This window comes from Ruegeria sp. AWH4_226, from assembly GCF_056159225.1.
Genome location: NZ_JBSWUU010000001.1, coordinates 1,738,311 through 1,762,022, shown reverse-complemented (window position 1 = coordinate 1,762,022; position 23,712 = coordinate 1,738,311). Strand labels below are relative to the sequence as shown.

Annotated in this window: 23 protein-coding genes; 10 read left to right on the top strand and 13 right to left on the bottom strand. The window is 57.0% G+C overall.

Annotation, left to right across the window (positions count from 1 at the left end; translation table 11 throughout):
- Positions 1-9 precede the first annotated feature (9 nt).
- The 8 genes from ACXAET_RS08565 to ACXAET_RS08530 form a co-directional block, all read right to left on the bottom strand.
- The gene (locus tag ACXAET_RS08565) at positions 10-978 is read right to left on the bottom strand and encodes a type II secretion system F family protein (RefSeq protein WP_475183747.1); all 969 of its coding nucleotides are present in this window, start codon (positions 976-978) and stop codon (positions 10-12) included.
- An 11-nt stretch (positions 979-989) separates the two neighbouring features.
- Positions 990-2,423 carry a CpaF family protein gene (locus ACXAET_RS08560; protein ID WP_475183745.1) on the bottom strand — a complete coding sequence of 478 codons (1,434 nt, stop codon included), beginning with the start codon at positions 2,421-2,423 and terminating at the stop codon, positions 990-992.
- A 25-nt stretch (positions 2,424-2,448) separates the two neighbouring features.
- Complete coding sequence (locus tag ACXAET_RS08555) at positions 2,449-3,681, bottom strand: CpaE/TadZ family protein (RefSeq protein WP_475183744.1); 1,233 nt, start codon at positions 3,679-3,681, stop codon at positions 2,449-2,451.
- A 195-nt stretch (positions 3,682-3,876) separates the two neighbouring features.
- Positions 3,877-4,506 (bottom strand): OmpA family protein, encoded by a 630-nt coding sequence (locus tag ACXAET_RS08550; RefSeq protein ID WP_475183742.1) that lies wholly within the window; start codon positions 4,504-4,506, stop codon positions 3,877-3,879.
- Positions 4,507-4,522: 16 nt separating this feature from the next.
- Complete coding sequence (locus ACXAET_RS08545; protein WP_475183741.1) at positions 4,523-5,929, bottom strand: type II and III secretion system protein family protein; 1,407 nt, start codon at positions 5,927-5,929, stop codon at positions 4,523-4,525.
- A 191-nt stretch (positions 5,930-6,120) separates the two neighbouring features.
- Complete coding sequence (gene cpaB, locus ACXAET_RS08540; RefSeq protein ID WP_475183739.1) at positions 6,121-6,996, bottom strand: Flp pilus assembly protein CpaB; 876 nt, start codon at positions 6,994-6,996, stop codon at positions 6,121-6,123.
- Positions 6,997-7,157: 161 nt separating this feature from the next.
- Positions 7,158-7,373 (bottom strand): hypothetical protein, encoded by a 216-nt coding sequence (locus ACXAET_RS08535; RefSeq protein ID WP_475183738.1) that lies wholly within the window; start codon positions 7,371-7,373, stop codon positions 7,158-7,160.
- Between the two features lie 86 nt (positions 7,374-7,459).
- Complete coding sequence (locus ACXAET_RS08530; RefSeq protein WP_475183736.1) at positions 7,460-7,684, bottom strand: Flp family type IVb pilin; 225 nt, start codon at positions 7,682-7,684, stop codon at positions 7,460-7,462.
- A 353-nt stretch (positions 7,685-8,037) separates the two neighbouring features.
- On the opposite strand from ACXAET_RS08530, the gene ACXAET_RS08525 reads away from it, so the two are divergent.
- Positions 8,038-8,904: a lytic transglycosylase domain-containing protein gene (locus ACXAET_RS08525; RefSeq protein WP_475183734.1), complete on the top strand. Its 867-nt coding sequence runs from the start codon at positions 8,038-8,040 to the stop codon at positions 8,902-8,904.
- Positions 8,905-8,948: 44 nt separating this feature from the next.
- Here ACXAET_RS08525 and ACXAET_RS08520 read toward each other — a convergent pair whose 3' ends face one another.
- The 5 genes from ACXAET_RS08520 to tldD all read right to left on the bottom strand — a co-directional run bounded on the left by ACXAET_RS08520 (position 8,949) and on the right by tldD (position 15,931).
- Positions 8,949-9,575, bottom strand: a complete 627-nt coding sequence (locus tag ACXAET_RS08520; protein ID WP_068337606.1) for a CoA transferase subunit B — start codon at positions 9,573-9,575, stop codon at positions 8,949-8,951.
- Positions 9,575-10,279: a CoA transferase subunit A gene (locus ACXAET_RS08515; protein ID WP_475183733.1), complete on the bottom strand. Its 705-nt coding sequence runs from the start codon at positions 10,277-10,279 to the stop codon at positions 9,575-9,577. Before ACXAET_RS08515 ends, ACXAET_RS08520 begins: the two co-directional genes overlap by 1 nt.
- Positions 10,280-10,379: 100 nt before the next feature.
- Positions 10,380-12,989 carry a type I DNA topoisomerase gene (gene topA / locus ACXAET_RS08510; RefSeq protein WP_475183732.1) on the bottom strand — a complete coding sequence of 870 codons (2,610 nt, stop codon included), beginning with the start codon at positions 12,987-12,989 and terminating at the stop codon, positions 10,380-10,382.
- A gap of 162 nt (positions 12,990-13,151) precedes the next feature.
- Positions 13,152-14,279 carry a DNA-processing protein DprA gene (dprA, locus tag ACXAET_RS08505; RefSeq protein WP_475183730.1) on the bottom strand — a complete coding sequence of 376 codons (1,128 nt, stop codon included), beginning with the start codon at positions 14,277-14,279 and terminating at the stop codon, positions 13,152-13,154.
- A 230-nt stretch (positions 14,280-14,509) separates the two neighbouring features.
- Positions 14,510-15,931 carry a metalloprotease TldD gene (gene tldD, locus ACXAET_RS08500; protein WP_475183729.1) on the bottom strand — a complete coding sequence of 474 codons (1,422 nt, stop codon included), beginning with the start codon at positions 15,929-15,931 and terminating at the stop codon, positions 14,510-14,512.
- 176 nt (positions 15,932-16,107) lie between these two features.
- On the opposite strand from tldD, the gene coxB reads away from it, so the two are divergent.
- The 9 genes from coxB to ACXAET_RS08455 all read left to right on the top strand — a co-directional run bounded on the left by coxB (position 16,108) and on the right by ACXAET_RS08455 (position 23,695).
- Positions 16,108-17,019 (top strand): cytochrome c oxidase subunit II, encoded by a 912-nt coding sequence (gene coxB / locus ACXAET_RS08495; protein WP_475183727.1) that lies wholly within the window; start codon positions 16,108-16,110, stop codon positions 17,017-17,019.
- A gap of 76 nt (positions 17,020-17,095) precedes the next feature.
- Positions 17,096-18,052 carry a heme o synthase gene (gene cyoE / locus ACXAET_RS08490; RefSeq protein WP_475183726.1) on the top strand — a complete coding sequence of 319 codons (957 nt, stop codon included), beginning with the start codon at positions 17,096-17,098 and terminating at the stop codon, positions 18,050-18,052.
- Positions 18,049-18,210: a hypothetical protein gene (locus ACXAET_RS08485; protein WP_475183725.1), complete on the top strand. Its 162-nt coding sequence runs from the start codon at positions 18,049-18,051 to the stop codon at positions 18,208-18,210. The genes cyoE and ACXAET_RS08485 overlap by 4 nt, the downstream gene beginning before the upstream one ends.
- Positions 18,210-18,785 carry a cytochrome c oxidase assembly protein gene (locus ACXAET_RS08480; RefSeq protein ID WP_475183723.1) on the top strand — a complete coding sequence of 192 codons (576 nt, stop codon included), beginning with the start codon at positions 18,210-18,212 and terminating at the stop codon, positions 18,783-18,785. Before ACXAET_RS08485 ends, ACXAET_RS08480 begins: the two co-directional genes overlap by 1 nt.
- A 22-nt stretch (positions 18,786-18,807) precedes the next feature.
- A complete protein-coding gene (locus ACXAET_RS08475; RefSeq protein WP_068337593.1) occupies positions 18,808-19,623 on the top strand; it encodes a cytochrome c oxidase subunit 3 in 816 nt (271 codons plus the stop codon).
- Between the two features lie 166 nt (positions 19,624-19,789).
- Positions 19,790-20,467 (top strand): SURF1 family protein, encoded by a 678-nt coding sequence (locus ACXAET_RS08470; RefSeq protein ID WP_475183721.1) that lies wholly within the window; start codon positions 19,790-19,792, stop codon positions 20,465-20,467.
- On the top strand, positions 20,464-21,852 hold the full coding sequence (thrC, locus tag ACXAET_RS08465) for a threonine synthase (protein ID WP_475183720.1): 1,389 nt from the start codon (positions 20,464-20,466) through the stop codon (positions 21,850-21,852). Before ACXAET_RS08470 ends, thrC begins: the two co-directional genes overlap by 4 nt.
- The gene (locus ACXAET_RS08460) at positions 21,849-23,111 is read left to right on the top strand and encodes a M16 family metallopeptidase (RefSeq protein WP_475183718.1); all 1,263 of its coding nucleotides are present in this window, start codon (positions 21,849-21,851) and stop codon (positions 23,109-23,111) included. The genes thrC and ACXAET_RS08460 overlap by 4 nt, the downstream gene beginning before the upstream one ends.
- On the top strand, positions 23,111-23,695 hold the full coding sequence (locus ACXAET_RS08455) for a GNAT family N-acetyltransferase (protein WP_068337587.1): 585 nt from the start codon (positions 23,111-23,113) through the stop codon (positions 23,693-23,695). The genes ACXAET_RS08460 and ACXAET_RS08455 overlap by 1 nt, the downstream gene beginning before the upstream one ends.
- The last annotated feature ends 17 nt before the right edge of the window (positions 23,696-23,712 follow it).

The following is a 23,712-nucleotide window of genomic DNA, read 5'->3' as shown; positions in this document are numbered from 1 at the left end:
GTAATCCCCTCAGACCTTAATGTTTGTAAGAACGCGCATCACGATCAGGTTCACTGTCAGCATGATGCCAACAAAGAAACAGGCCGGGATGAAATACGGGTGATCGATCACGTCGTCATAGTAGCCGGGGTCCGTCACCAGAATGAACACCAGACAGAATAGCGGGAAGCCGGACAGAAACTTGCCGGACCACTGCGCCTCGGCCGTGATCGCCTTAACCCTTCGAAACAGGCGGAAGCGCGCCCGGATCACTTTGGCCAGACCGGCCAGAATTTCAGCCAGGTTACCGCCCGATTGCTGCTGAATACCAACAGCAACGGCCAAAAACCGAAGATCCTGCATGTCCAGACGTTCGGCCAAATCTTTCAATGCCTCACCCACGTCACGGCCATAGGCGCATTCATCTGCGATTACGCCAAATTCCGTACCCAGCGGATCCTGGACCTCGTTCGCGACAATCTGAATGGACGATACAAACGGGTTACCCACGCGCAGGGATCGGACCATAAGCTCAACCGCATCTGGCAGCTGCTCTTCCATCATGCTCATGCGTTTGTTTGCTTTGCGATTCACCCACATATAGACGCCGCCGACGCCAATAAAGACGGACAGCGCCACCCGCAGAAGCATCTCGGTTGCTGTGCCGATGCTCAGCCCCACAAAGGCAAAGCCCGACAGTAGGACCATGACCAAGATCAATTGCCGCGGAGTGAAAGCGATCGCTGCCTTTTGCGCCTTGTCAGCAAGTAGCGAATAAAGCGGAATGCTTTGCGTCTTCATATGCTGCTGCATTTCTTTGCGCAGCTGTTCCAGGACCTGCTCTCGTCCGACGCCTTTTTCGAGCATATCCAGACGTCGGTTCACGCGGCTGTTCAGGCTTATGGACTTGCCGAACGCCACCAGATAGATACCTTCGACCAACGCGAAAACCGCGACGAAGATCACGACATAAATGAGCGCCTCAACAGGCAGTTGCATTGTCAGATCTCCTACATAGTCGTTGGTTCATAGACCGAAGCGGGCAGATCAAAACCCCACAGACGGAAGCGCTCGGAAAAGTGGCTGCGCACGCCGGTGGCGGTGAAGTGCCCAATGATCTTGTTGTCAGGTGTCAATCCAACGCGTTGGAATTTAAAGATTTCCTGCATTGAAATCACGTCGCCTTCCATGCCCGTAATTTCGGTGATCGAGGTCATGCGACGCGAACCGTCCTGCAGACGGCTGGCCTGAACGATCAAATTCACAGCGCTTGAAATCTGACTGCGAACCGCCTTGATCGGCATTTCGATCCCGGCCATTGCGATCATGTTTTCAAGACGTGAAATACCGTCCCGTGCCGAGTTGGCGTGAATGGTGGTCATCGAACCATCGTGGCCCGTGTTCATGGCCTGCAGCATGTCAATCACCTCGGCGCCACGTGTCTCGCCCACGATGATACGGTCGGGGCGCATACGCAGGGCGTTTTTAAGACAGTCGCGCGGGCTGACTTCGCCTTTGCCTTCCACGTTGGGCGGACGGCTTTCCATACGTCCCACATGGGTCTGTTGCAGCTGCAGTTCCGCCGTATCCTCGATGGTCAGGATACGCTCGGCGTCGTCAATAAAGCTCGACAGGGCGTTCAGTGTGGTCGTTTTACCCGAACCCGTACCACCGGAAACGATGATGTTCAGTCGGGTCGACACGGCAGCCTGAAGATAGGCGGCCATTTCTTCGGTAAAGGCACCAAAATTCACCAGGTCATCAATACCCAGCTTGTCCTTCTTGAACTTACGAATCGAGACCAGAGACCCATCCACCGCAATTGGTGGCACCATCGCGTTAAAACGCGAACCGTCGGCCAGACGGGCGTCGACGTAAGGGTTGGATTCATCGACACGGCGACCCACGGCGGACACGATCTTATCAATGATCCGCATCAGGTGCTTTTCATCTTTGAAAGTGATGTCGCTGATTTCCAGCTTGCCGTTGCGTTCTACAAAGATCTGCTGAGGGCCGTTGACCAGAATATCGTTGACTGTGTCGTCTTGCAGTAAGGTTTCAAGCGGGCCCAGACCCGTCACCTCATCATAGAGTTCCTTGTTCAACTGCGAGCGGTCCTCGCGGTTCAGAACAATGTTGCGAGCCTCAAGAATTTCGCTGACGATTGCGCTGATTTCCGCGCGCAACTCTGCCTCACCCGCATTTTCAAGGGCTGCAAGATTCAGGTTTTCCAGCAATTCGCGGTGTAGTTCGATCTTGATTTCGCCAAGACGCTCTTTGCGCTTGCGATCCCGATCTGCACCGACCGGCTCGGCCGGTTTCTTCTGTGCCGGCCGGCGGGCAACGGCAGTGGTCGTGGGTTTTGTCTCGGCAGCAGGTGCGGGTGCTGCAACCGGGGTCTGAACCGGCTGCGCTTCGGGCTGTTTCTTGTAACGTGAAAACACGGCGGCTCTCTCCCTTTAATACTTGTTACGCGGCCTCAGCGTCGCTGCTGCCCAAACTATGAAGTGACTTCGCAAGTTTCGCGATTTCCCGGCGCAGCGGATTCTTGGCGGCTGCATTGGCCAACGGCTGTCCGTGGTCGCCACTTTGCATGACCGGCTTGCCGCCATCGGGCAGTTGCAGGTCGATGGAAATGCCCAGGCTTTCGCCCATCCGCTTAACCCGGCCCTTGCCATTCAGATCAGTGAATTTCGGAGCGCGGTTCAAAGCAAAGCGCAATTTGTTGAATGGCAGTTCTTCGGCTTGAAGGGCACGTTTCAGACGCAGCGCGTTCTGAGCCGAACGCATGTCCAGTTCGATCATGGCAAAGTACACATGCGCGGCCTGAAGAACCGTTTCGGACCAAAGAACAAGGGTCGAGGGCATGTCTACGATGACGTAGTCGAAATTTCGGCGCGCAGTGTCGATCACACGCTGGATATCTTCGGGGGTAATCAGGTCCAGCGGCACGATGTCCGACGGCGCCGTCAAAACGTGTAGCTTGTCTTCGTATGTCTGGAGCGCTTGCGAGAACACATCGTCATCCATGGACGACGTGTCAGACAGCATCTCAAAAACCGTTTCGCGTCGCGGCAGGTCCAGATAGGTGGAAATGGTGCCGAATTGCAGATCCAGATCCAACAGACATACGGACGGCGCATCCTTATCCGAAACCGTCGCCAGTTCCCAAGCCAGATTGACCGCCATCGTGGTTGAGCCCACCCCACCGGCCAGCCCATGTACCACGAACAAAGCACCCTCTTTCGATGCGCCCTGTGCCAGCGGTGCCGCTGCCGGTTGAACGGCGACCGGATCAGGCCGGTTCATTCGGTCGATGGCTTCCTGCAACTCGCCCTCGGGCAGAGGGTAGGGGACAAACTCATCTGCGCCCTTGCGCAGCAACTGGTGTAAAGAGGCGGGCGTGACATCCTCGGCGATCAGAACGATCTTGATGCCTTTTTCCTTGGCGCGGGTGATGATTTCGCCCATCAGAGACAGGTTATCTTCATCTTCGCCATCAATCGCCAAGGCGACGAACTCTAGGGAATCAGCGTCGGGCTGACTGAAAAACGCAAGGGCTTCGGCAAAGCCGAGGTCGCCCCATCGCTCTCCCAGCGCGACTTCCATGTCCTCGATCAGAAGGTCGAAATTCTGGACGTCACGGCTTATTGTGCAAGCCAGAATGGCGTTCTTGTCATCATGTGGCGATGCGCTCGTCATTAACATATTCCTTGTTGCGAGAGCCGACCAAGCCAGTGAACCCGCAGATTCCGTCTGGTTCGCCCTTGCCCCGTTGTGGCTTTTTCCGGCCACAGGTCATCCAATTGTTGAAAATGTGGCTTGGAACTTGGGCAAGAATTAGGCGCAAAAGAACCAATTGTAGGGAATTGGGCGACGATGCCGCCCAATTCTGGATTATTGTTCAGTTGTATCGCCAACTCGGGTCTGACTACGCAGCTGCGACTCGTAGGTCGCGCTTTCGACATACTCACGATAGACGATCATGGCATATTTACCGTCGAGAACCAGCGGGTTGCCATCTACAAAGCCGGACACCTCGGTCACGGTACGGCGGTTGCGCCGGTCGCGGTTCGGCGTGTCAATCAACGGACGGTACTTACCGAAGGACACAACGCCTTCAAGGCGCGACCGCGAGATGCCCTGCTGAGTCAGGAAGGCAACAGCTGCATTGGCCCGTCGCTGGCCCAGAGCTTTGTTATAAGCCGATGTGCCAACGGCATCAGTGTGGCCGTAAACCCGGAACCGTGCTTCGGGGAACTGCTTGATCCATGCGGCCTGCCGCAACAGAATCCGCTGAGCCGTCGCATCCAGCTGAGCGCTGTCGAAGGCAAAGTTGATCTGCGTTGGAACCTCGGCCGCGAACCGTTGACCCAGGATCTGGGCATAGCTCAGCTCGCCGGTCATGACCTGAGTATTATTCAGGGTCGCGTTTCCGAAAGCTCCTTGGTCAACTTCGTACCCGGCCTCACGCGTACATGCGGCGACAGCGACCGAAAGACCCAGTGTGATGATCCACTTCTGCATTGGTCCTATCCTCCTATCAATCCAGAACGTAGCCGTAAGAACTGCCAAAGTCCTGTTTGGCCACTTCTGAGGCTGCGCCCGCACCCGGACGTGTTGTACGACCGACCCTGCCATTCACGAACAGATCAAATTCGCTTGGCGGTTTGACCCGATCCGTGGGCAGTGCAAGCGCTTCTCCGCGCGTGGGCGAGACCAAGTGTGCAGTGATAATGATCACCAATTCGCTTTGCTGGCGCTGATATTCTGCACTGCGGAACAGCGCACCCAGCACAGGAACATCACCGAGCCATGGTATTTGGCTGTTCAAATCAGTGAAATCATCCTGAATCAGGCCAGCAATCGCAAAGCTTTCACCGTCACGCAACTCGATGGTTGTACTGGTCTGTCGAGTCACAAAGCTGGGAACGGTATCGCCCTGAATTGTGAAGTTCGAGCTGTTGTCGATTGCCGAAACGGCGGCCGCGAGTTCAAGATTGATCAGGTCGCCGTCCACAACGCGTGGAATAAAGTCGATTTCGACGCCAAACGTCTTGTAATCAATGGCAATAACGCCGTCTTCCTGCGGAACCGGGATAGGTACTTCACCGCCTGCAAGGAAGGTTGCTTCTTGCCCTGACAAGGCCGACAGGTTGGGCTCTGCCAGACTGCGGGCCAGTCCCTTGGCTTCCAATGCTTCCAACAACAAACGAACTTGCGTTGATCCGGCGCCAAAACCGAACAGAATCGCGCCTGTGTTTGTTTGCACAAATGGAATGTTGTTGTTCAGGGCACCGGTCAGCGCACCTTGGTTGTTCAAGGTGTTGAAGCCGCCAGTCACGTCGCTGCCGCCAAAGCCCAGCGATGCTGTCAGGCTTTTGGCTACCGAACGGTTCATCTCGGCAAAGCGCACTTTCAGCATGACCTGCTGAACGCCCCCCACCGACATAAGGTTCGAAACACGCTCGGGCGCGTACCGTTCGGCCAGTTCAAGCGCGCGCGCCAGTTTTGCACTACTTGAAATCGTACCAGACAGCACGATGCCATCATTGGCGGTCCGGACTTCGATCGGCTCGCCCGGCAGGATTTGCCGCAACCGCTCTTTAAACTCCGATACATCCGGAGAGACGCGGACCCGGACATTCGCCAGCAGGTTGCCCGCACCGTCAAAAAGGGTCAGCGTGGTCAGGCCAGGGGCCTTACCCAAAACATAGATTGTGCGATCCGAAAGCGACGAAATATCAGCAATGCCTGCATTGGCGATGCTGAGTTCTGCAAACGGTGTTTCGCTTTCTACTACGATTGCGCGGTTCATCGGCACGTCCAGCGTTTCAGCCGTGCCATTCTTAACCACGCGTAAAGTTTCAGCCCAGGCCGTGTGACCGACCGGACCAACTATAAGCGCCAACCCAAAAAGGGTTGCGCTGATCCAGGAACGTATTTTCATGTGACCTGCCTCTCCGATCACGCCTCGTTTTGGGTCTTATGCCCTATGTGCAATAACACTGCGCGAATTCCGAATTTATTGCAATAATCAAGGGTTTCTGGAATTTTCCTTATGTGGGTATTCCGCAACATGCAAAATGAAACAAGCCGCGCATCTGGCGCGGCTTGCATCCGTAAATCTCTGATTTAACGTCAGTTTGTGCAGGGAATCGGAGTCTGTACGATCTCTGCGCCACGCCGAATATTGGTGAAGCATTTTCTCTCCTCCGCCTCGACCGGAGCAGGGGCAGCCTCTTGGATATTCAGCAGTTTTCGCTGGTCTACCTCAATTGCGTCCGCCACCGTGTCGTCCTGCACGCCAACCAAGGCCAGCGAAAGCCGCCCGGTGTTCTGCGCCTGTGCGAGGGCCGCGATTTGTTCCGGAGTTGCAGCTACTGTCACGGTACGGGCGATCGTTGCGCCGGTCAGATCTGATCCGGCGGTTTGATCGACCGCGATCAGCTCGATATTGGTTTGAATCAGACGCGTGATTTCAGTGCCGCCGCCCTCATAACTGCTGCTGACGGTTCCGGTCCAGTAGACATCAATGTTGTCACCGGGGCGCAAAAAGCCGGAGACACCGGATGCGACATCAACGCTGATGGCAAAAGCGCGCATACCTTTTTCAAGTTGCGAGGTCAGACCTGCCGCCTCTCCGGGTTTGGTGACTTTCACCTCCATCAGGGCCTCGTCCTTTTCCATGGTTCTCAGGACGAATCGGTCTCCGTTAGCGTTTTCGGGGAACAATACCGCCATGTCCACAAAGCTGCCTTCCGGGATTGCCTCGTCAGGCCAATTCACGACGCGCACGTCTTCTTGCGTGATGCGCTCGCCGTATTTCATAGCCCGATTGGAAACAATAACGCCGGTGGTGCCGGCCAAAGCTGCGTTTTCAAGCGCCTCTTGCGCGGCCTTGCGTTCGGCGGCGAGTTGAGCCTGATGCTGAGCGATGTAGTCGCGCGCCAAATAGACGGCACCCCCGGCCAAAGCCAACCCGACAATCAGGACAAGTCCAAATACTGCACGCATTTACGTCCCCTCGTTTTACTCTCTATTCTGGTCAGTTCACCGCAACACTACGACGAAGCTTAGGTCTTCGTAATCGTAAATTGTGTCGAAAACGGGGACAATGTGGGATTTTATTTGTGCTGCTTTCTAAGGTTCAGGCTAAATTTCGGCCTCTTCAGCTTTTAATCGCTGAAGTTAACTGTGATTGACATGGTTTCGACCTGGTCGGCAACAGTATCCATCGCTGCGCCGTTTTTGGCGTCAATTGCACTGACCGGCCCTGCGATGTAGATGGCTACGACTCCACCCATAAAGGCGACAAAGGCCGTTAATACCACCCAGTCAATCGTCACAGCCCCGTCTTCACGTTTGTAAAAATTGGAAATTGTTCTAAGCATGGGATCACCACGGCAAGTGTTGGAAAAATAACGGGGCCGAGTCTGCTGACCCAGCCCCACAACACAATGTCTAGACGATCAGGCGTTTACGGCGACGTCGAGCCAGTCGGGTTGACTTTGACCGACGAGGCGACATTACCCGCTGTGGTGTCAAGCGCGGCGCCAACATTATCTGCTACGCCTTTGGTGCCATCACCAATCGCGGTATAAGCAACAGCGGCCAGGCCAACGATAGCTGCGGTCAGAACGACCCAGTCAACTGTTACGGCGCCGTCTTCGTCTTTGCGGAAGTTCTTGATGAACTTGATCATGTTACGTCCCTCCTAAAGGATCAAATAAGTCTAATAAACCTCGGCGTCTTTACAGAGCTTTCTCTCTCAGTCCGCTCCCGACCCACTCGGTATGGCATTATGTTTGCCTGTCAGGCATGGCAGGAATTGGGCCAAACACCGTTTTTTTCCTTCCAGGCTTAACTTTTTGGCAGGAATTTTCGTAACCTAATGAAATTAAACAAATAAAAATTCGAAACTGTTGGGGTCATGCTGCGTTGCCGATGCAAAATTGCGCCAAATGAGGCGAAATTGCCCTAATTGGGCGTGTTTCTCTGGCTTTACAACGGGATTCGCGCTTGAAATGGCAAAAAAGAAAAGCACGAGGCAGGCAAATGAAACTCCGGGACGCGATAAGCTGCGCCGGCATTTTGGCGTTTACGATGACAGGAAATCTGCCTGCCGTCGCAAACGAGATTGAGCCCAGAGGCGTTTACAAACGAGTGAAGGCGCCCAAGCCGGGAACGACGCCCAGGATCACCGTCCAGATCTCGCCCGAGGAACATGCGACGGCGCCGTTCGCGCCCAGCACGGGGGCAGAGATCGTGATTCCCGAAATCATTGCGCGGACCAAGGTTGTTCCCCCATCTGCGCCCGACGCAGGGGCAGGGCCTAAACCGGTTGGGTCCTACAAAGCCTTTTGGGACAACATCTCACCCGCATTGGCCGAGGCAGGCGCATGGAGGTTGAATGAGGCCATAAATGCCCTGGCGGCAACAAACGTAGCCTCGCCGCGGCTGCAGACCCTTCAGAACATCGCGCAGCAGCAGGGGGTCGAGATTTTACGCTCGACCGTGGGGACAAACGTCTCACCTGCCTTGGTTCTCGCCGTCATCGCGGTGGAATCGGCGGGGCGGGCGGACGCGGTGAGCCACGCAGGCGCGCAAGGCTTAATGCAGTTGATGCCCGCGACGGCCAAACGTTTTGGCGTGAGCGACAGTTTCCAACCTGCGCAGAATATCTCAGGCGGGGTAAAATACCTCAACTGGCTGATGGGCGAGTTCGGAAATGACCCGATCCTCGTTCTGGCAGGATATAATGCCGGGGAGGGCGCAGTGCGCAAGCATAGCGGTGTGCCACCTTATGCCGAGACACGAGACTATGTGCCCAAAGTGCTGGCGGCTTTTCAAATCGCCAAAGCCCTGTGTTCAACCCCGCCCGAGCTGATCTCGGACGGCTGCGTTTTCCAGACGACAAACTGAAAAGACCCGCTAAAAAAACAGCGGGCCTTCTTCATTTAGTATGGTCAGTTGACGATTGTGGCTTCTGTCGCCGCGCGCATCTCGTCCTCGCTGACACCATCGGCCAGTTCGACGATTTTGAGCCCACCCTCGACCACGTCCAGAACACCAAGGTTGGTGATGATGCGATCCACAACACCTTTTCCGGTCAGCGGCAGAGTGCATTCCTTCAGCACCTTCGAGTCGCCGTGCTTATTCGTGTGATCCATAACGACGATTACGCGGCCGACGCCAGCCACAAGGTCCATCGCGCCGCCCATGCCTTTGACCAGCTTTCCGGGAATCATCCAGTTGGCAAGATCACCTTTCTCATCCACTTCCATGGCACCAAGAATCGCGGCTGCGATCTTACCGCCGCGAATCATGGCAAATGAGGTCGCGCTGTCGAAATAGGCCGTGCGGGCCAGTTCGGTGATCGTTTGCTTGCCCGCATTGATCAGGTCCGGGTCTTCCTCGCCCTCGAACGGAAAGGGGCCCATGCCCAGCATGCCGTTCTCGGATTGCAAGGTGATGTCCTTGTCACCCACATAGTTCGCCACCAGCGTCGGGATACCGATGCCGAGGTTCACATACATACCGTCTTCCAGCTCTTGCGCCGCGCGCGCGGCCATCTGATTGCGGTCCCAAGGCATTATGCGTCCTCCTTCTTGCGGGTGGTGCGCTGCTCGATGCGCTTTTCGTGCTCGCCCTGAATGATGCGATGTACGTAGATGCCGGGCAGGTGGATAGCGTCGGGATCCAGTGAGCCGCGCGGTACGATCTCTTCAACCTCGGCGATGCAGATCTTGCCGCAGGTCGCAGCGGGAACATTGAAGTTGCGCGCGGTCTTACGGAAGATCAGGTTGCCAGTGTCGTCGGCTTTCCACGCTTTGACGATGGCCAGATCGGCAAAGATACCTTCTTCCATGATGTAGGTTTCGCCGTTGAAATCCTTGTGCTCTTTCCCGTCGGCGATCACGGTGCCGACACCGGTCTTGGTATAGAACCCGGGAATTCCTGCACCGCCGGCACGCATGCGTTCGGCAAGGGTTCCTTGAGGGTTGAACTCCAACTCTAGCTCACCGGACAGGTACTGACGCATGAATTCCGCGTTCTCGCCGACATATGAGCTGATCATTTTCTTGACCTGCTTTGTCTGCAATAGAATGCCGATGCCGAAGTCATCGACCCCTGCATTGTTCGACGCAAATGTAAGATTCTGAGCGCCTGAGTCCTTGATCGCCTCTAGCAGCAGTTCGGGTATGCCGCACAGGCCGAACCCGCCTGCGGCAATCAGCATGCCATCCGTCAGCACCCCATCAAGTGCTTCGGCGGCATTGGCATAGATTTTCTTCATGGAAACTCCCCCAATGACGTGGTGATGGGCAGGTTGTGCCGCCACGTCTCGGGGAAGTCAACGAATCCAGGCCGGTGGTGGTATTTCTACCTAACGGCCCTTAGGTGGCCGCCTTCTTGGTAGTGGCTTTTTTCTTGGGCGCAGCCTTTTTCTTGGTTCCCTTCTTAGCAGCCCGCTCATTCACCAATTCGATGGCCATTTCCTGCGTTACGTCCTCGGGCTTGATATCCTTGGGGATCGTCGCATTGACCTTTTCCCATTTCACGTAGGGTCCATATCGCCCTTCAAAAACCTGCATCGCGCCGCCATCAGGGTGTTCACCCAGATCTTTCAACGGTTTGGCGGCCTGTCCACGCCGCCCCGGGTTCGCGCGTTTTTCTGCCAGCAACTCAACGGCGCGGTTCATGCCGATCTCGAACACATCGTTGGGGTCCTTGAGGTTGGCATAGACCGGCTTGGCCTCATCGGGCAGTTGATGCATCAGATACGGGCCGAACCGTCCAAAGTTCGAAGTAATCATGCCCCCATCGGGATGCTCACCGATCTGGCGGGGCAGGGACAGCAACGTCAGCGCCTTGTCCAGATCCATGTCATCCTTGTTCCACCCGCGCGGCAGTGACGCACGAGGGGGTTTTTTGTTTTCTGGTGTAGGTTCGCCGCGCTGCACATAAGGACCAAAGCGGCCTGACTTCAGCCAGATCTCATCACCTGCGTCTTCGCCCAGCAGACGCTCGTCCCCCTCGGCGCCTTCCCCTGCAATGGGACGTGTGTAGGTGCATTCCGGATAATTTCCGCATCCCACGAAGCCGCCGGTTCGTGAGGTTTTCAGGTGCAGCTGACCGACACCGCATTTCGGGCAAATACGCGGGTCAGAGCCATCTTCCCGCGGGGGATATAGCTGTGGGGCCAATGCCTCGTCCAGCTTGTCCAGAACCTCTGAAATGCGCAGCTCGGACGTCTCGCCAATCGCGGCCGAGAAGTCGCGCCAGAATTTGCCCAGCAGGTCTTTGTAGTCGCGGTCTCCGGCGCTGACATCGTCCAACTGTTCTTCAAGGTTGGCGGTAAATTCATACCCAACATATTGCCGGAAGAAATTGAGCAGGAAGATAGTGACGATCCGTCCTTTTTCTTCGGGAATCAGCCGGTTCTTGTCCTTGCGCACATACTCCCGGTCCTGGATCGTGGTTACGATTGACGCATAGGTCGAGGGGCGCCCGATCCCCAACTCTTCCATTCTTTTGACCAACGTAGCCTCGGTATAGCGCGGCGGCGGCTGCGTGTGGTGCTGCAGGGCCAGAACGGCCTCATTATCAGACAGAACAGCAGATTTGTCGTCCGCGGTCGCTTTGGTGAATTGATCCCGCAATGAGGCTTTGGCGAAGGGGGCCGGATCACCTTGCATAATCTGCGGAAGGCGCTTGTCGTCATCATCGACAACGTCGTCGCGACCCTCTTCATAGACGCGCATGAACCCGTCAAACAGAACCACCTGACCCGTCGCGCGCAGGCCAACCTGACCGTCATCGCTGCCGATCTCAACAGTGGTCCTCTCAAGCCGCGCGGCGGCCATTTGGCAAGCGATGGTGCGCTTCCAGATCAGGTCATACAGCTTGCGCTGATCTTCATCCGTGACCTTCAGCGCCTTGGCATCGCGCGACATATCCGTAGGCCGGATACATTCGTGGGCTTCCTGCGCGTTCTTGGCCTTATTCTTATACATGCGCGGGCTGTCAGGCACATATTCCGGACCATAGCGGTCTTTGATTGCGTCTCGGGCCGAGGCCACGGCCTCAGGCGCCATGTCGATGCCATCGGTTCGCATATACGTGATGTAACCAGCCTCGTAGAGGCGTTGCGCCACCTGCATTGCGTGTCGCGCGCCCATGCCGAACTTGCGGCTGGCCTCTTGCTGAAGGGTCGAGGTCATAAACGGTGCGCTGGGGTTGCGTGCGGCGGGTTTGGCCTCGACCGAGGTAACGCTGAGCGCTCGGCTGGTGATGGCCTGTACTGCCAACTCAGCCTGGGTGGCATCTTTCAGGTCGTGCTTGTCCAGCTTTTTGCCAGCATAGGTAACAAGCCGAGCTTCGTAGGTCTGCCCGCGTGGTGTTTCAAACAACGCGCGGACCGACCAGTATTCAACCGGTTTGAACGCCTCAATCTCCATCTCGCGCTCAACAATCAAACGCAGACATACAGATTGCACGCGCCCGGCTGACTTTGCGCCCGGTAGCTTGCGCCACAAGACTGGAGACAGGTTGAACCCCACAAGATAATCCAACGCTCGGCGGGCCAGATAAGCCTCAACCAAGGGCATATCGACCTGACGCGGGTTTTGCATTGCCTCGGTCACTGCGTCTTTTGTGATAGCGTTGAACGTCACCCGGCTAACCGGGGTATCCTTCTTGATCGAGCGCCGTTTTGTCAGTGCCTCCTGCAGGTGCCAACTGATGGCCTCACCCTCACGATCGGGGTCGGTGGCGAGGATCAGCGCGTTGTCTTCCTTCAGGGCGTCGGCGATGGCCTTGACATGCTTTCGGCTGTCATTTCCGACCTCCCATTTCATCGAGAATTCATGCTCAGGGTCGACGGATCCGTCCTTTGGTGGCAGGTCGCGCACATGGCCATACGATGCCAATACCGTGTAGTCGGGGCCAAGGTATTTGTTGATTGTTTTAGCTTTAGCCGGGGATTCTACAACAACTACAGGCATTTAAGGGGAAACCTCGCTTAATTCAATCGGCGCCTTCTGTGATGGTGCAAAATGTGTGGGGCAAGTGCGAATTGTCAATGCGTTCCTTCGAGCGCGCAGAATTCGAGGTGAATTCAGCGGTATAGACGCAGCGGTAGGTGGCGCGGAATGCAGCGCACCCCCTCAGGCTGTAAGAGACAGCAAGCCGCCGGGTTGCCGTTGGATTCGCCCGTCCAATTCAAGATCGACCAGAGCCGGGCCGACATCACCCGCCGTGGCAGCGATGTCACGGATCAGTTGATCTTCGGCAATGGGCGACGGGCCCAGACGGGACAGAATTTCCCGATGTAATGCAGCGCCGGACGCAACAGGTTTGGGCGACTCTGCCATTTCGGTGGTATCTAACAGATCTACAGGTTGCTGCGGCAACGCCTCGAGCACGTCGTCAGCAGATCGCACCAGTGTTGCCCCATCGCGTATCAGCAGGTTGCACCCTGCTGCGCGGGCGTCGAAGGGGTGCCCGGGCACGGCCAAGACCTCTCGGCCTTGGTCCAAGGCATCGCGGGCGGTGATCAGACTGCCGGACTTAGCCGCTGCTTCGACCACCACAACCGCCTGAGCCAGACCCGAGATGATACGGTTGCGACGCGGAAAGTGCCGGGCCTGCGGATTAATCCCCATTGGTTGTTCCGACAGACGCAGCCCCGATTGCGCGATATCTCTCGCCAGATCGGTGTTTTCAGCCGGATAAATGACATCAACACCGCCAGCCATGACCGCCACTGTGCCTGTATCCAATGCGGCCAAGTGCGAAGATGTATCAATTCCGCGGGCCAGCCCCGAAACTATAACAAACCCCTGTTTCCCAAGATCGGCCGCCAGACCGCGCGCCATTCGGGCACCCAACGATGAACAGTTTCGCGCCCCAACCATCGCGATAGACGGCTTGCGCAGAATAGACACATCTCCGATGGCCCACAGCATAGGCGGGGCGTCGGACAGGTCATTCAGTTGAACAGGAAAATCAGCGGACCCAAGGCACAACAGCCGCGCATTTGCAGCCCTTGCAGCCTTGAGTTCCGCCTCAATCACGCCGGGCGGGCAAATTTCATACCCTTCAATTCCGGCGGCGCGAGCCATTTCAGGCAGCGCAGCCAGCGCGTTCTGCGCTGAGCCATGTTCTCGCAGCAGCCGGCGAAACGTCGCCGGACCTACCTTGCGCGAGCGCAACAGACGAAGCCAGGAAAACCGATCCTCTTCCGTGGTGGGTGGGAGTGTGGGGTGATAGGAAGAAAGCTGCTCTTCGGTCATCCGTCGCTCCGTCTGATTGCAGAACTGGTTTACGACTTAGGAGGTTAACAGCTTGTGAATCCTCTCAAATTATTCGGAAATTTTCTTGAACTTCATCGTCAAATTCACCTAAGTAACTAAGAAACAAAGATAAAAAAAGTGGCGCCCACTTTGGGGGTTTCCCAAGGCAGGCGCCATAATCCGCTACAAACCGCTGTAAGGAGTTAACCTAAGTATCGGGTCGATTCTGCTTAGGCAGCCGATCCGCCAACGGTCAGGCCGTCCAGCAATACGGTTGGCTGGCCGACACCCACCGGAACCCACTGACCATCCTTGCCGCATGTTCCCATGCCCGGGTCCAGCGCCATGTCATTGCCCAACCCTCGGATGCGATTCAGTGCGGACGGGCCGTCTCCGATCAGGGTCGCCCCTTTTACTGGGGCGCCGATTTTGCCGTTTTCGACGCGATACGCCTCGGTGCAGGAAAAAACGAACTTGCCGTTTGTGATGTCCACTTGCCCGCCGCCAAAGCCCACGGCCCAGATACCATCTTTTATGTCCGCGACCAGTGATGCCGGATCTGCATTTCCGCCCAGCATGACCGTATTTGTCATACGCGGCATAGGTTTATGCGCATAGCTTTGTCGCCGCCCGTTGCCGGTGGGGGCCACACCCATCAGGCGGGCGTTCTGGCGGTCCTGCATATAGCCGGTCAGGATACCGTCCTCGATCAATACAGTCCGCGAACTGGGGGTGCCTTCATCATCCACCGTGATCGAACCGCGACGATCCGCGATGGTGCCGTCATCCACGACGGTCACGCCTTTCGACGCGATCCGTTGCCCCATCAGACCCGCAAAGGCTGAACTGCCTTTGCGGTTGAAATCGCCTTCCAACCCATGGCCGATGGCTTCGTGCAGCAAGATGCCGGGCCAGCCGGGGCCAAGTGCTACCTCCATCACGCCAGCAGGGGCGGGAACAGCGTCGAGGTTGACCAGAGCGATCCTCAGGGCCTCCCGCGCTTTGTCTTGCCAGTCAGAGGGGTCGATCAGCCCATCAAGGCCGATGCGCCCACCCCCGCCAGCCGAGCCGCTTTCCCTGCGACCGTTCTGTTCCACGATGACCGAGATGTTCAGGCGGGTCATCGGCCGCACGTCGCGAACCATAACGCCATCCGGGCGCAGAATCTCGACCTCTTGCACGGCGGCGGCAATGGTTGCGCTGACCTGCACGACCCGCGTGTCAAGATCGCGGGCAAAGGCGTCGATCTCGCGCAGGGTCTCGATTTTCACCGGGAAGCTGGCGGATTCGATCGGGTCTTCGTCTGTGTACAGCCGAGTGTTGGTCGCGCGAGGAGCTCCGGCCAGCGTCCCGCCGCCTTCTCCCACAGCCAGCCGCGCCGTTTCTGCCGCCCGTTTTAGGGCGGGAATCGATACATCGGTGGAATGGGCATATCCCGCAACCTCACCTTGAACCGCGCGCAGGCCGAACCCTTCGGATGCATCGTACGATGCGGTTTTCAATCGCCCGTCGTCAAAGACCAGAGACTCGGATTTGCGTCGTTCTACAAACAGCTCTCCATCCTGGGCCCCGGCGGTTGCGGATTGTAGAACCGCAAGCGCTTCGTCCTTCGGAAGAACGCTTTCAAACGGTCGAAACGGGTTGTCGGGCATCACTTGGGGCCTTTCGGGTTTGATCCAGATCAAAAATAGCGTCTGTTTGACGCAAGCATTTTGCTTTATCTACCCGCCAGAATATGGTTTTTAACGCGGCCAAAGACAACGGGAGAGGTGCGACTGATTCACACCTTCTCGCAAAAGAAGCAAAGATCAAACGATCAGGACAGAACATGAAGAATGCTTTGATGCTTTCGGGGCTGCTGACAGCCCTCTCCAGCTTGCCTTCCATGGCGCAGGAGCTTGAGATTATTGGCAAGCCGGTCGATGGCGGCCTAGGGTTCCAACCCGCAGCCACAAGCCTCGCAGAGGGTATTCAGCGTTTGGACGGCATGATTCTGGTGATCATCACCGCGATCTGTTTGCTGGTTGCCGGGCTGCTGATTTACTGCATCGTTCGCTACAACCGTCGGGCAAATCCAACGCCCGCGCGATTCTCGCACTACACACCAGTTGAAATCGCATGGACGCTGGGCCCGATCCTTATTCTTGTGTTCATTGGTGCATTCTCGTTGCCGGTTCTGTTCAAACAGCAGGAAATCCCAGAAGGTGACGTGGTTATCAAGGTGGTCGGAAACCAATGGTACTGGACCTACGAGTACGTGGACCACGATTTTGCATTCGACAGCTACTTGCTGGGGCATCCGGCGACATTGGACGAGGGCGCTCGCCCGGCGGATGCTGACGTCACGCCTTTTGTATTGGATGATGCGATGCGCGCCAAGCTGGCCGATGCCGGTTACAGCGATGATGAATGGTTGCTGGCGACCGACACAGCTGTTGTTGTCCCTGTTGGCAAGGTCATCGTCATGCAAGTCACAGCCTCGGACGTGATCCACTCGTGGACGATCCCGTCGTTTGGTGTGAAACAGGATGGCGTACCTGGACGTCTGGCTGAGTTGTGGTTCGAAGCCGATAAAGAGGGCATCTATTTTGGCCAGTGCTCGGAATTGTGCGGAAAGGACCATGCGTATATGCCGATCACCGTCAAAGTGGTCAGCGAAGACGCATACGAACAATGGTTGCAAGGCGCGATCGACGAGTATGCAGGTCTGCCGCAGTCCTACCAGGTTGCCGAGAACTGATACGGGCGAAAGCTCGTAAGTAACATGACGCAGGCTGCGCGGCATTCGCGCAGCTTTCGCCCCAAAAGGACCCGAGATGAGCGACGCAAGCATCAATGCCAGCACCGTTTCCGCGCAGCCCCGCGCGGACGAGGCAAGCTTTGGCGATTACTTCGCCCTGCTAAAGCCTCGGGTCATGTCACTGGTCGTTTTCACGGCTTTGGTTGGCCTGTTGGCAGCCCCGGTGCAAGTACACCCGTTTGTTGGGTTTTGCGCGATCCTGTTCATTGCCATTGGTGGCGGCGCCTCCGGTGCACTGAACATGTGGTGGGACGCGGATATCGACAGGATTATGAAGCGCACCAGACGCCGCTCAATCCCGTCGGGCAAGGTCGAAGCGGGCGAAGCATTGGCGATTGGCCTGGCGTTGTCGGGCCTTTCGGTGATCATGCTTGGGCTGGCGACAAATTGGCTCGCGGGCGCCTTTCTTGCGTTTACTATCTTTTTCTACGTTGTCGTATACACCATGTGGCTCAAGCGTTTGACGCCTCAAAACATTGTGATTGGCGGAGCGGCAGGCGCTTTCCCACCTGTAATCGGCTGGGTTGCTGCCACCGGCTCAATGACGCTGGAGCCATGGCTGATGTTCGCGCTGACCTTCATGTGGACGCCGCCGCATTTCTGGGCACTGGCCTTGTTCATGCGGTCTGACTATGACGATGCGGGCGTCCCGATGCTGACCGTGACGCATGGCCGCCGCGCGACGCGCTGGCATATTCTGATCTACACCGGCCTGCTTGCTTTGTTGGCGGTTGGGACGGCGTTCTCGGGCATCGGTGGGCCAATTTATCTGACCGTGGCGATTGTGATGAATGCCCTCTTCCTGCGCGGCGCATGGCAGATCGCGCGCAGAACCGAAGACGACTCGGAAGCCGATAACTTCAAAGCCGAACGCGCCTTCTTCAAGCTGTCGCTACTGTATCTGTTCCTGCATTTTGGTGCTATCCTGCTTGAGGCGTTGGTAAAACCCTACGGATTGGGAGGCTGGTCATGAGTTTGCGCAAAAGCCATGAATTGCACCAGCGCCGGTTCAGCCGCAATTTGGGGGTCGGCCTGACGCTGGCGGCCTTCATTGTGATCATTTTTGGCCTAACCATCGTAAAGGTCTCGGGTCCGAGCCTGGGTCTTGCAACGCAGGAGGTACAGAACTAATGGCATTATCCGGCCCGCAGAAAACAGTGGCGCAGACCGTTGGTGTGGTTCTGTTGATGGGTAGCTTAGCCTGGGCGGCAGTGCCGTTCTACGATTGGTTCTGCCGTGTTACCGGGTTTGGCGGCACTACTGGTGTGGCCGAAGCTGCACCCGAGGATATTCTCGACCGTACAGTCACGGTACGATTTGATGCGTCGAAAGCCAAAGGCATGGCGTGGGAGTTCAAACCCGTCGAGCGCGAAATGGAAGTTCGCATCGGGGAAACCGGTCTGGCTTTTTATGAGGCGTACAACCCGACCGACCGCCCGATCGCGGGGCAGGCGTCATACAATGTCGCGCCGTATTCAGCGGGTGGCTATTTTCAGAAAATCGCCTGCTTCTGCTTTGAAGAGCAGGTTTTGCAACCCGGTGAGCGGGTGCAAATGCCGGTAACTTTCTTCGTTGACCCGGAGATGGTCGAAGACTTGGAAGCCAAGTATGTGCATACGATTACTCTGTCGTATACATTCTATGAAATTGACCTGCCCGAGGGCTACGCTGCCCTCGAAACGCAGGCAGAGAAAAACACGAACTAACGCCTGTAGGTGAGGGACGCTGATGGCACACGCAAAAAACCATGATTACCACATTCTGGCCCCGTCGGTCTGGCCCCTGTTGAGCGCGGTCGCAGCCTTCGCGATGCTGTTCGGTGCCGTCCTGTGGATGCACGGAAATACCTCGTTCCTATTCTGGGGCGGATTTGTTGCTGTGCTCTACTGCATGTTTGCATGGTGGTCGGATGTGGTGGCAGAAAGCCGCGCAGGGGATCACACACCGGTTGTCCGTATCGGTCTGCGCTACGGTTTCATCCTGTTCGTGATGTCCGAGGTGATGTTCTTCTTTGCCTGGTTCTGGTCCTTCTTCAAGCATCGCATGTACCCGATGTACGACTATGCCGGTACAGAATACATCCAGCCGGATATCCATGCCGTTGACCCGTTCCACCTGCCGCTGATCAACACGCTCGTGCTTTTGCTGTCGGGCTGTGCAATCACCTGGGCGCACCACGCGCTGATACATGACAATGACCGCAAGGCGTTGGTGAATGGTTTGGCAATCGGGATCGTACTGGGCCTGCTGTTTACCTTCCTGCAAGCGTATGAATATTACGAGTTGCTGGCGCACGAAGGGTGGGTGTTTGGTGGCGATCAGTTCTATTCGAACTTCTTTATGGCAACGGGGTTCCATGGCGCCCACGTCATCATCGGGACAATCTTCCTGACCGTCTGCCTGATACGGGCGCTGCGCGGCGATTTTACTCCTGAAAAACACGTCGGTTTCGAAGCTGCGGCATGGTACTGGCACTTTGTCGACGTTGTCTGGCTGTTCCTATTCTTTGCCGTCTACATCTGGGGCCAAGCCCCACTGATGTAACGCCAGTCAGGCTGTCAAATTGTAAAAGCCGCCTTGAGGGCGGCTTTTTCTCTATACGGGGTAGAAGATTGCGCCCCGTACAATTGCAAGGTTGCTATTGCGCCCTTGCTGACCTTAACAAGGCGCCGGTTCTAGTGCCCACCTGCAACCAAACCCGAGACCCATTATGAGTCGTATCCTTTTCCTGTTGATCTTTGGAATTGCCGGTCTGGCAATTTTGCTGTCGCTGGGTGTGTGGCAAGTGCAGCGGTTGGCGTGGAAAGATGGGCTGCTGACCGATATCGACGCGCGCATCGCAGGTGATCCGGTGCCTTTGCCCGTTGCCCCGGATGCCGAAAACGACCGCTATTTGCCCGTCGCTGTTTCGGGGCAGATGCTGCCGGGCGAGGTGCATGTGCTGGTCTCGGTTAAGCAGGTCGGGCCCGGATATCGCATTATCGCACCTTTCCTGACGGAGAATCGCACCATTCTGGTCGATCGTGGCTTCATCCCTACAACTGCGAAGGCTGCAAACCGTGAACTCGGTGAGATGGATGTGGTTGGTAACCTGCACTGGCCCGACGAGATTGACGGCTACACACCTGAGCCCGATCTTGACGACAATATTTGGTTTGCTCGTGACGTGCCGGCGCTTGCTGACGCGTTAAGCGCAGAGCCGGTGCTGCTGATCGCGCGGTCGCGGACCGATCCGGGTATAACCCCGCTGCCTGTTGATACCGCAGGTATACCGAATGACCATCTGCAATATGCAGTGACCTGGTTTGGCCTTGCTCTGGTCTGGGCCGCGATGACCGTTTACTTCCTGTGGCGCAGCCGCGCCCCTTCAAAGAGTGAAGCGCAATGAAATACATCTCAACCCGTGGCCAAGCGCCAGAACTGACATTTGAAGAGGCGATGCTGACCGGGCTTGCCCGCGACGGTGGCCTGTATCTGCCTGCCGAGATCCCGGTGATGAGCAAGGGTGACATCGCCGCTATGGCAGGTCTGCCGTATGAAGAGGTCGCTTTTCGCGTCATGTGGCCCTATGTCAGCGGGTCTTTCGGCGAAGATGAGTTCAAGGCGATCATTGCCCGCGCCTACGAAGGCTTTGGTCACGATGCCCGCGCGCCGTTGAAGCAGTTGAACGAAAACCACTTCTTGCTCGAACTGTTCCACGGCCCCACGCTGGCCTTCAAAGACTTTGCGATGCAACTGATCGGCCAGCTGTTTCAGGTGGCCCTCAAGCGGCGCGGCGAGCGCGTCACGATCGTGGGCGCGACCAGCGGCGATACCGGGTCGGCAGCGATTGAGGCATTCCGGGGACTGGACGCGGTGGATGTGTTCATCCTGTTCCCGCATGGCCGTGTGTCCGAAGTGCAGCGCCGTCAGATGACGACGCCAGCAAACAGCAACGTGCACGCTTTGGCCGTGGATGGTGACTTCGACGATTGCCAAGCCGCCGTGAAGGATATGTTCAACGATTTCGACTTCCGCGATGGTGTGAAGTTGGCGGGTGTGAACTCGATCAATTTCGCTCGCGTGCTGGCGCAGGTGGTCTATTACTTCTCGTCTGCCGTTGCCCTTGGTGCGCCGCACCGCAAGGTCAGCTTTACCGTGCCGACCGGAAATTTTGGTGACATCTTTGCAGGCTACATTGCCAAGCGTATGGGCCTGCCCATAGACCGTCTTGTCGTGGCCACCAACCAGAATGACATTCTGCATCGCTGCTTGTCGGGGCAGGGGTATTTCAAGGGCAACACCATCCCGTCAATAAGCCCGTCGATGGATATTCAAGTCAGCTCGAATTTTGAGCGCGCGCTTTACTATGCCTATGGCGCGGATGGCCGCGCCGTGGCGCAGTTGATGGATGAACTGAAAACGGGCGGTTTCACTGTCAGCCAGGGCGCGATGGAAGCCCTGCGCGAGAATTTCGACTCGGGCCGCGTGTCCGAGGATGAAACGCTGGAAACGATCAAGCATACGCTGGCCCATAGCGTCGAGCTGGTGTGCCCTCATACGGCAGTTGGGATCAAGGTAGCCGAAGACCAGCGTGCCGCCGATACCCCGATGATCACGCTGGCCACAGCGCATCCCGCCAAGTTCCCCGCCGCGGTCGAGAAGGCGAGCGGTGTTCATCCGCCTCTTCCCTCTCGGATGTCTGATCTGTATGAACGTTCGGAACGGGTGACCCGCATCGCCAATGATCTGGGCACCATTGAGGATCATATCAAAGGGCATATCGCCGAGTGACTGTCAGACAAGACCAACTGAAAAACGGGTTTCGTATCGTCAGTGAACACATGCCGGGGCTGCAATCAGCGGCCATCGGCATATGGGTGACCGCCGGTGGGCGGCATGAGCGGATCGAACAGAACGGCATCGCGCATTTCCTGGAGCACATGGCCTTCAAGGGCACAGCGCGCCGGACGTCGCTGCAGATCGCCGAGGCGATCGAGGATGTAGGCGGGTATATCAACGCCTACACGTCGCGTGAGGTTACGGCCTATTACGCGCGGGTGTTGAAGGACGATGTTGCGTTGGCAATGGATGTGATTGGGGATATCGTTCTGAACCCGATCTTTGACCCGCGCGAGATCGAGGTTGAGCGCGGCGTGATCCTGCAAGAAATCGGTCAGGCCTATGATACGCCCGATGATGTGATCTTTGACTGGCTGCAAGAGCAGAGCTATCACGATCAGCCCTTGGGCCGCACAATCCTTGGACCTTCTGAACGAGTCAGCACCTTTTCCCGCGAGGACCTTTCAGCTTTCGTGGCCGAACATTATGGGCCCGAGCAGATGATCCTTTCGGCAGCTGGCGCCGTGGATCACGATGACCTCATGAAACTGGCCGAAGAGATGTTTGGCCATCTCCAGCCGCGCAAAGGCCTGATTCCGGAAACAGCGCGATTTACCGGCGGTGAAGCCCGGCAAGAGAAAGAGCTGGAACAGGCCCATTTCGCACTTGCCTTCGAAAGCCCGGGCTATCGGGATGACGCGATTTATACCGCGCAGATCTATTCCACGGCCCTGGGTGGCGGGATGTCCTCGCGTCTGTTCCAAGAGGTGCGGGAAACGCGTGGGTTGTGCTATACGATCTTTGCACAAACCGGTGCTTATGCCGATACTGGCACGACGACCATCTATGCGGGCACGTCTGCTGAGCAGGTCGAAGAACTGGCCACCATCACCATAGATGAAATGAAGCGCGCAGCCGATGACATGAGCGCCGAAGAGGTTGCGCGCGCCCGTGTGCAGATGAAGGCGGGGATGTTGATGGGGCTTGAAAGCCCATCCAACCGGGCCGAACGCCTGGCGCGGCTGGTGCAGATCTGGGGGCGGGTGCCTACGCTTGAGGACACCGTTGCCAAGATCGACGCCGTCAGCACCGAAGACGTGCGCAACTTTGCGCAGGCAATGGCCGTTCAGGCTCCGGCAGCGTTGGCACTGTACGGTCCGGTCTCGGGCGCGCCGACACTTGAAAAACTGCAGGAGAGGCGCGCGGCGTGATGCTTCTGGGCAGACGCAAGCTGAAAATCGAAACCGCACGCCTGAGCTTGCGTCCGCCGGTCCATTCCGATTTCAATGAGTGGGCGGCCCTGCGACGCGCCTCGAAAGAGTTTCTGACCCCGTGGGAGCCGGTCTGGGCCAAGGACCATCTTAGCCGCAAGTCCTTTACCAACCGTGTCTACTGGGCGCAAAGGTCAGTGGCCAGCGGCACTGCAATTCCTTTGTTTTTGTTCCGCCGCGAGGACGACGTGCTGGTGGGGGCCATCACCCTGGATAATATCCGCCGTGGTCCGGCACAGGCCGGGACACTGGGCTATTGGACCGGCGAGGCCTACGCCCGCAATGGCTTTATGCGCGAGGCCATTGGCGCGGTTGTGCATCACGCGTTCACTCGTCTGGACCTGAGCCGGATCGAGGCCGCCTGCCTGCCCGAAAACAAACCGTCTCGGGGCTTGCTGGAACGGTCGAGCTTTAAATACGAAGGCGTTGCGCAGTCTTACTTACAGATCAATGGCCGGTGGCGGACACATGTTCTATACGCATGCCTGCGGTCAGACCGGCGCGGTAAGACGGACGCAGGGTAAGCCGGTTTAGCGGATCT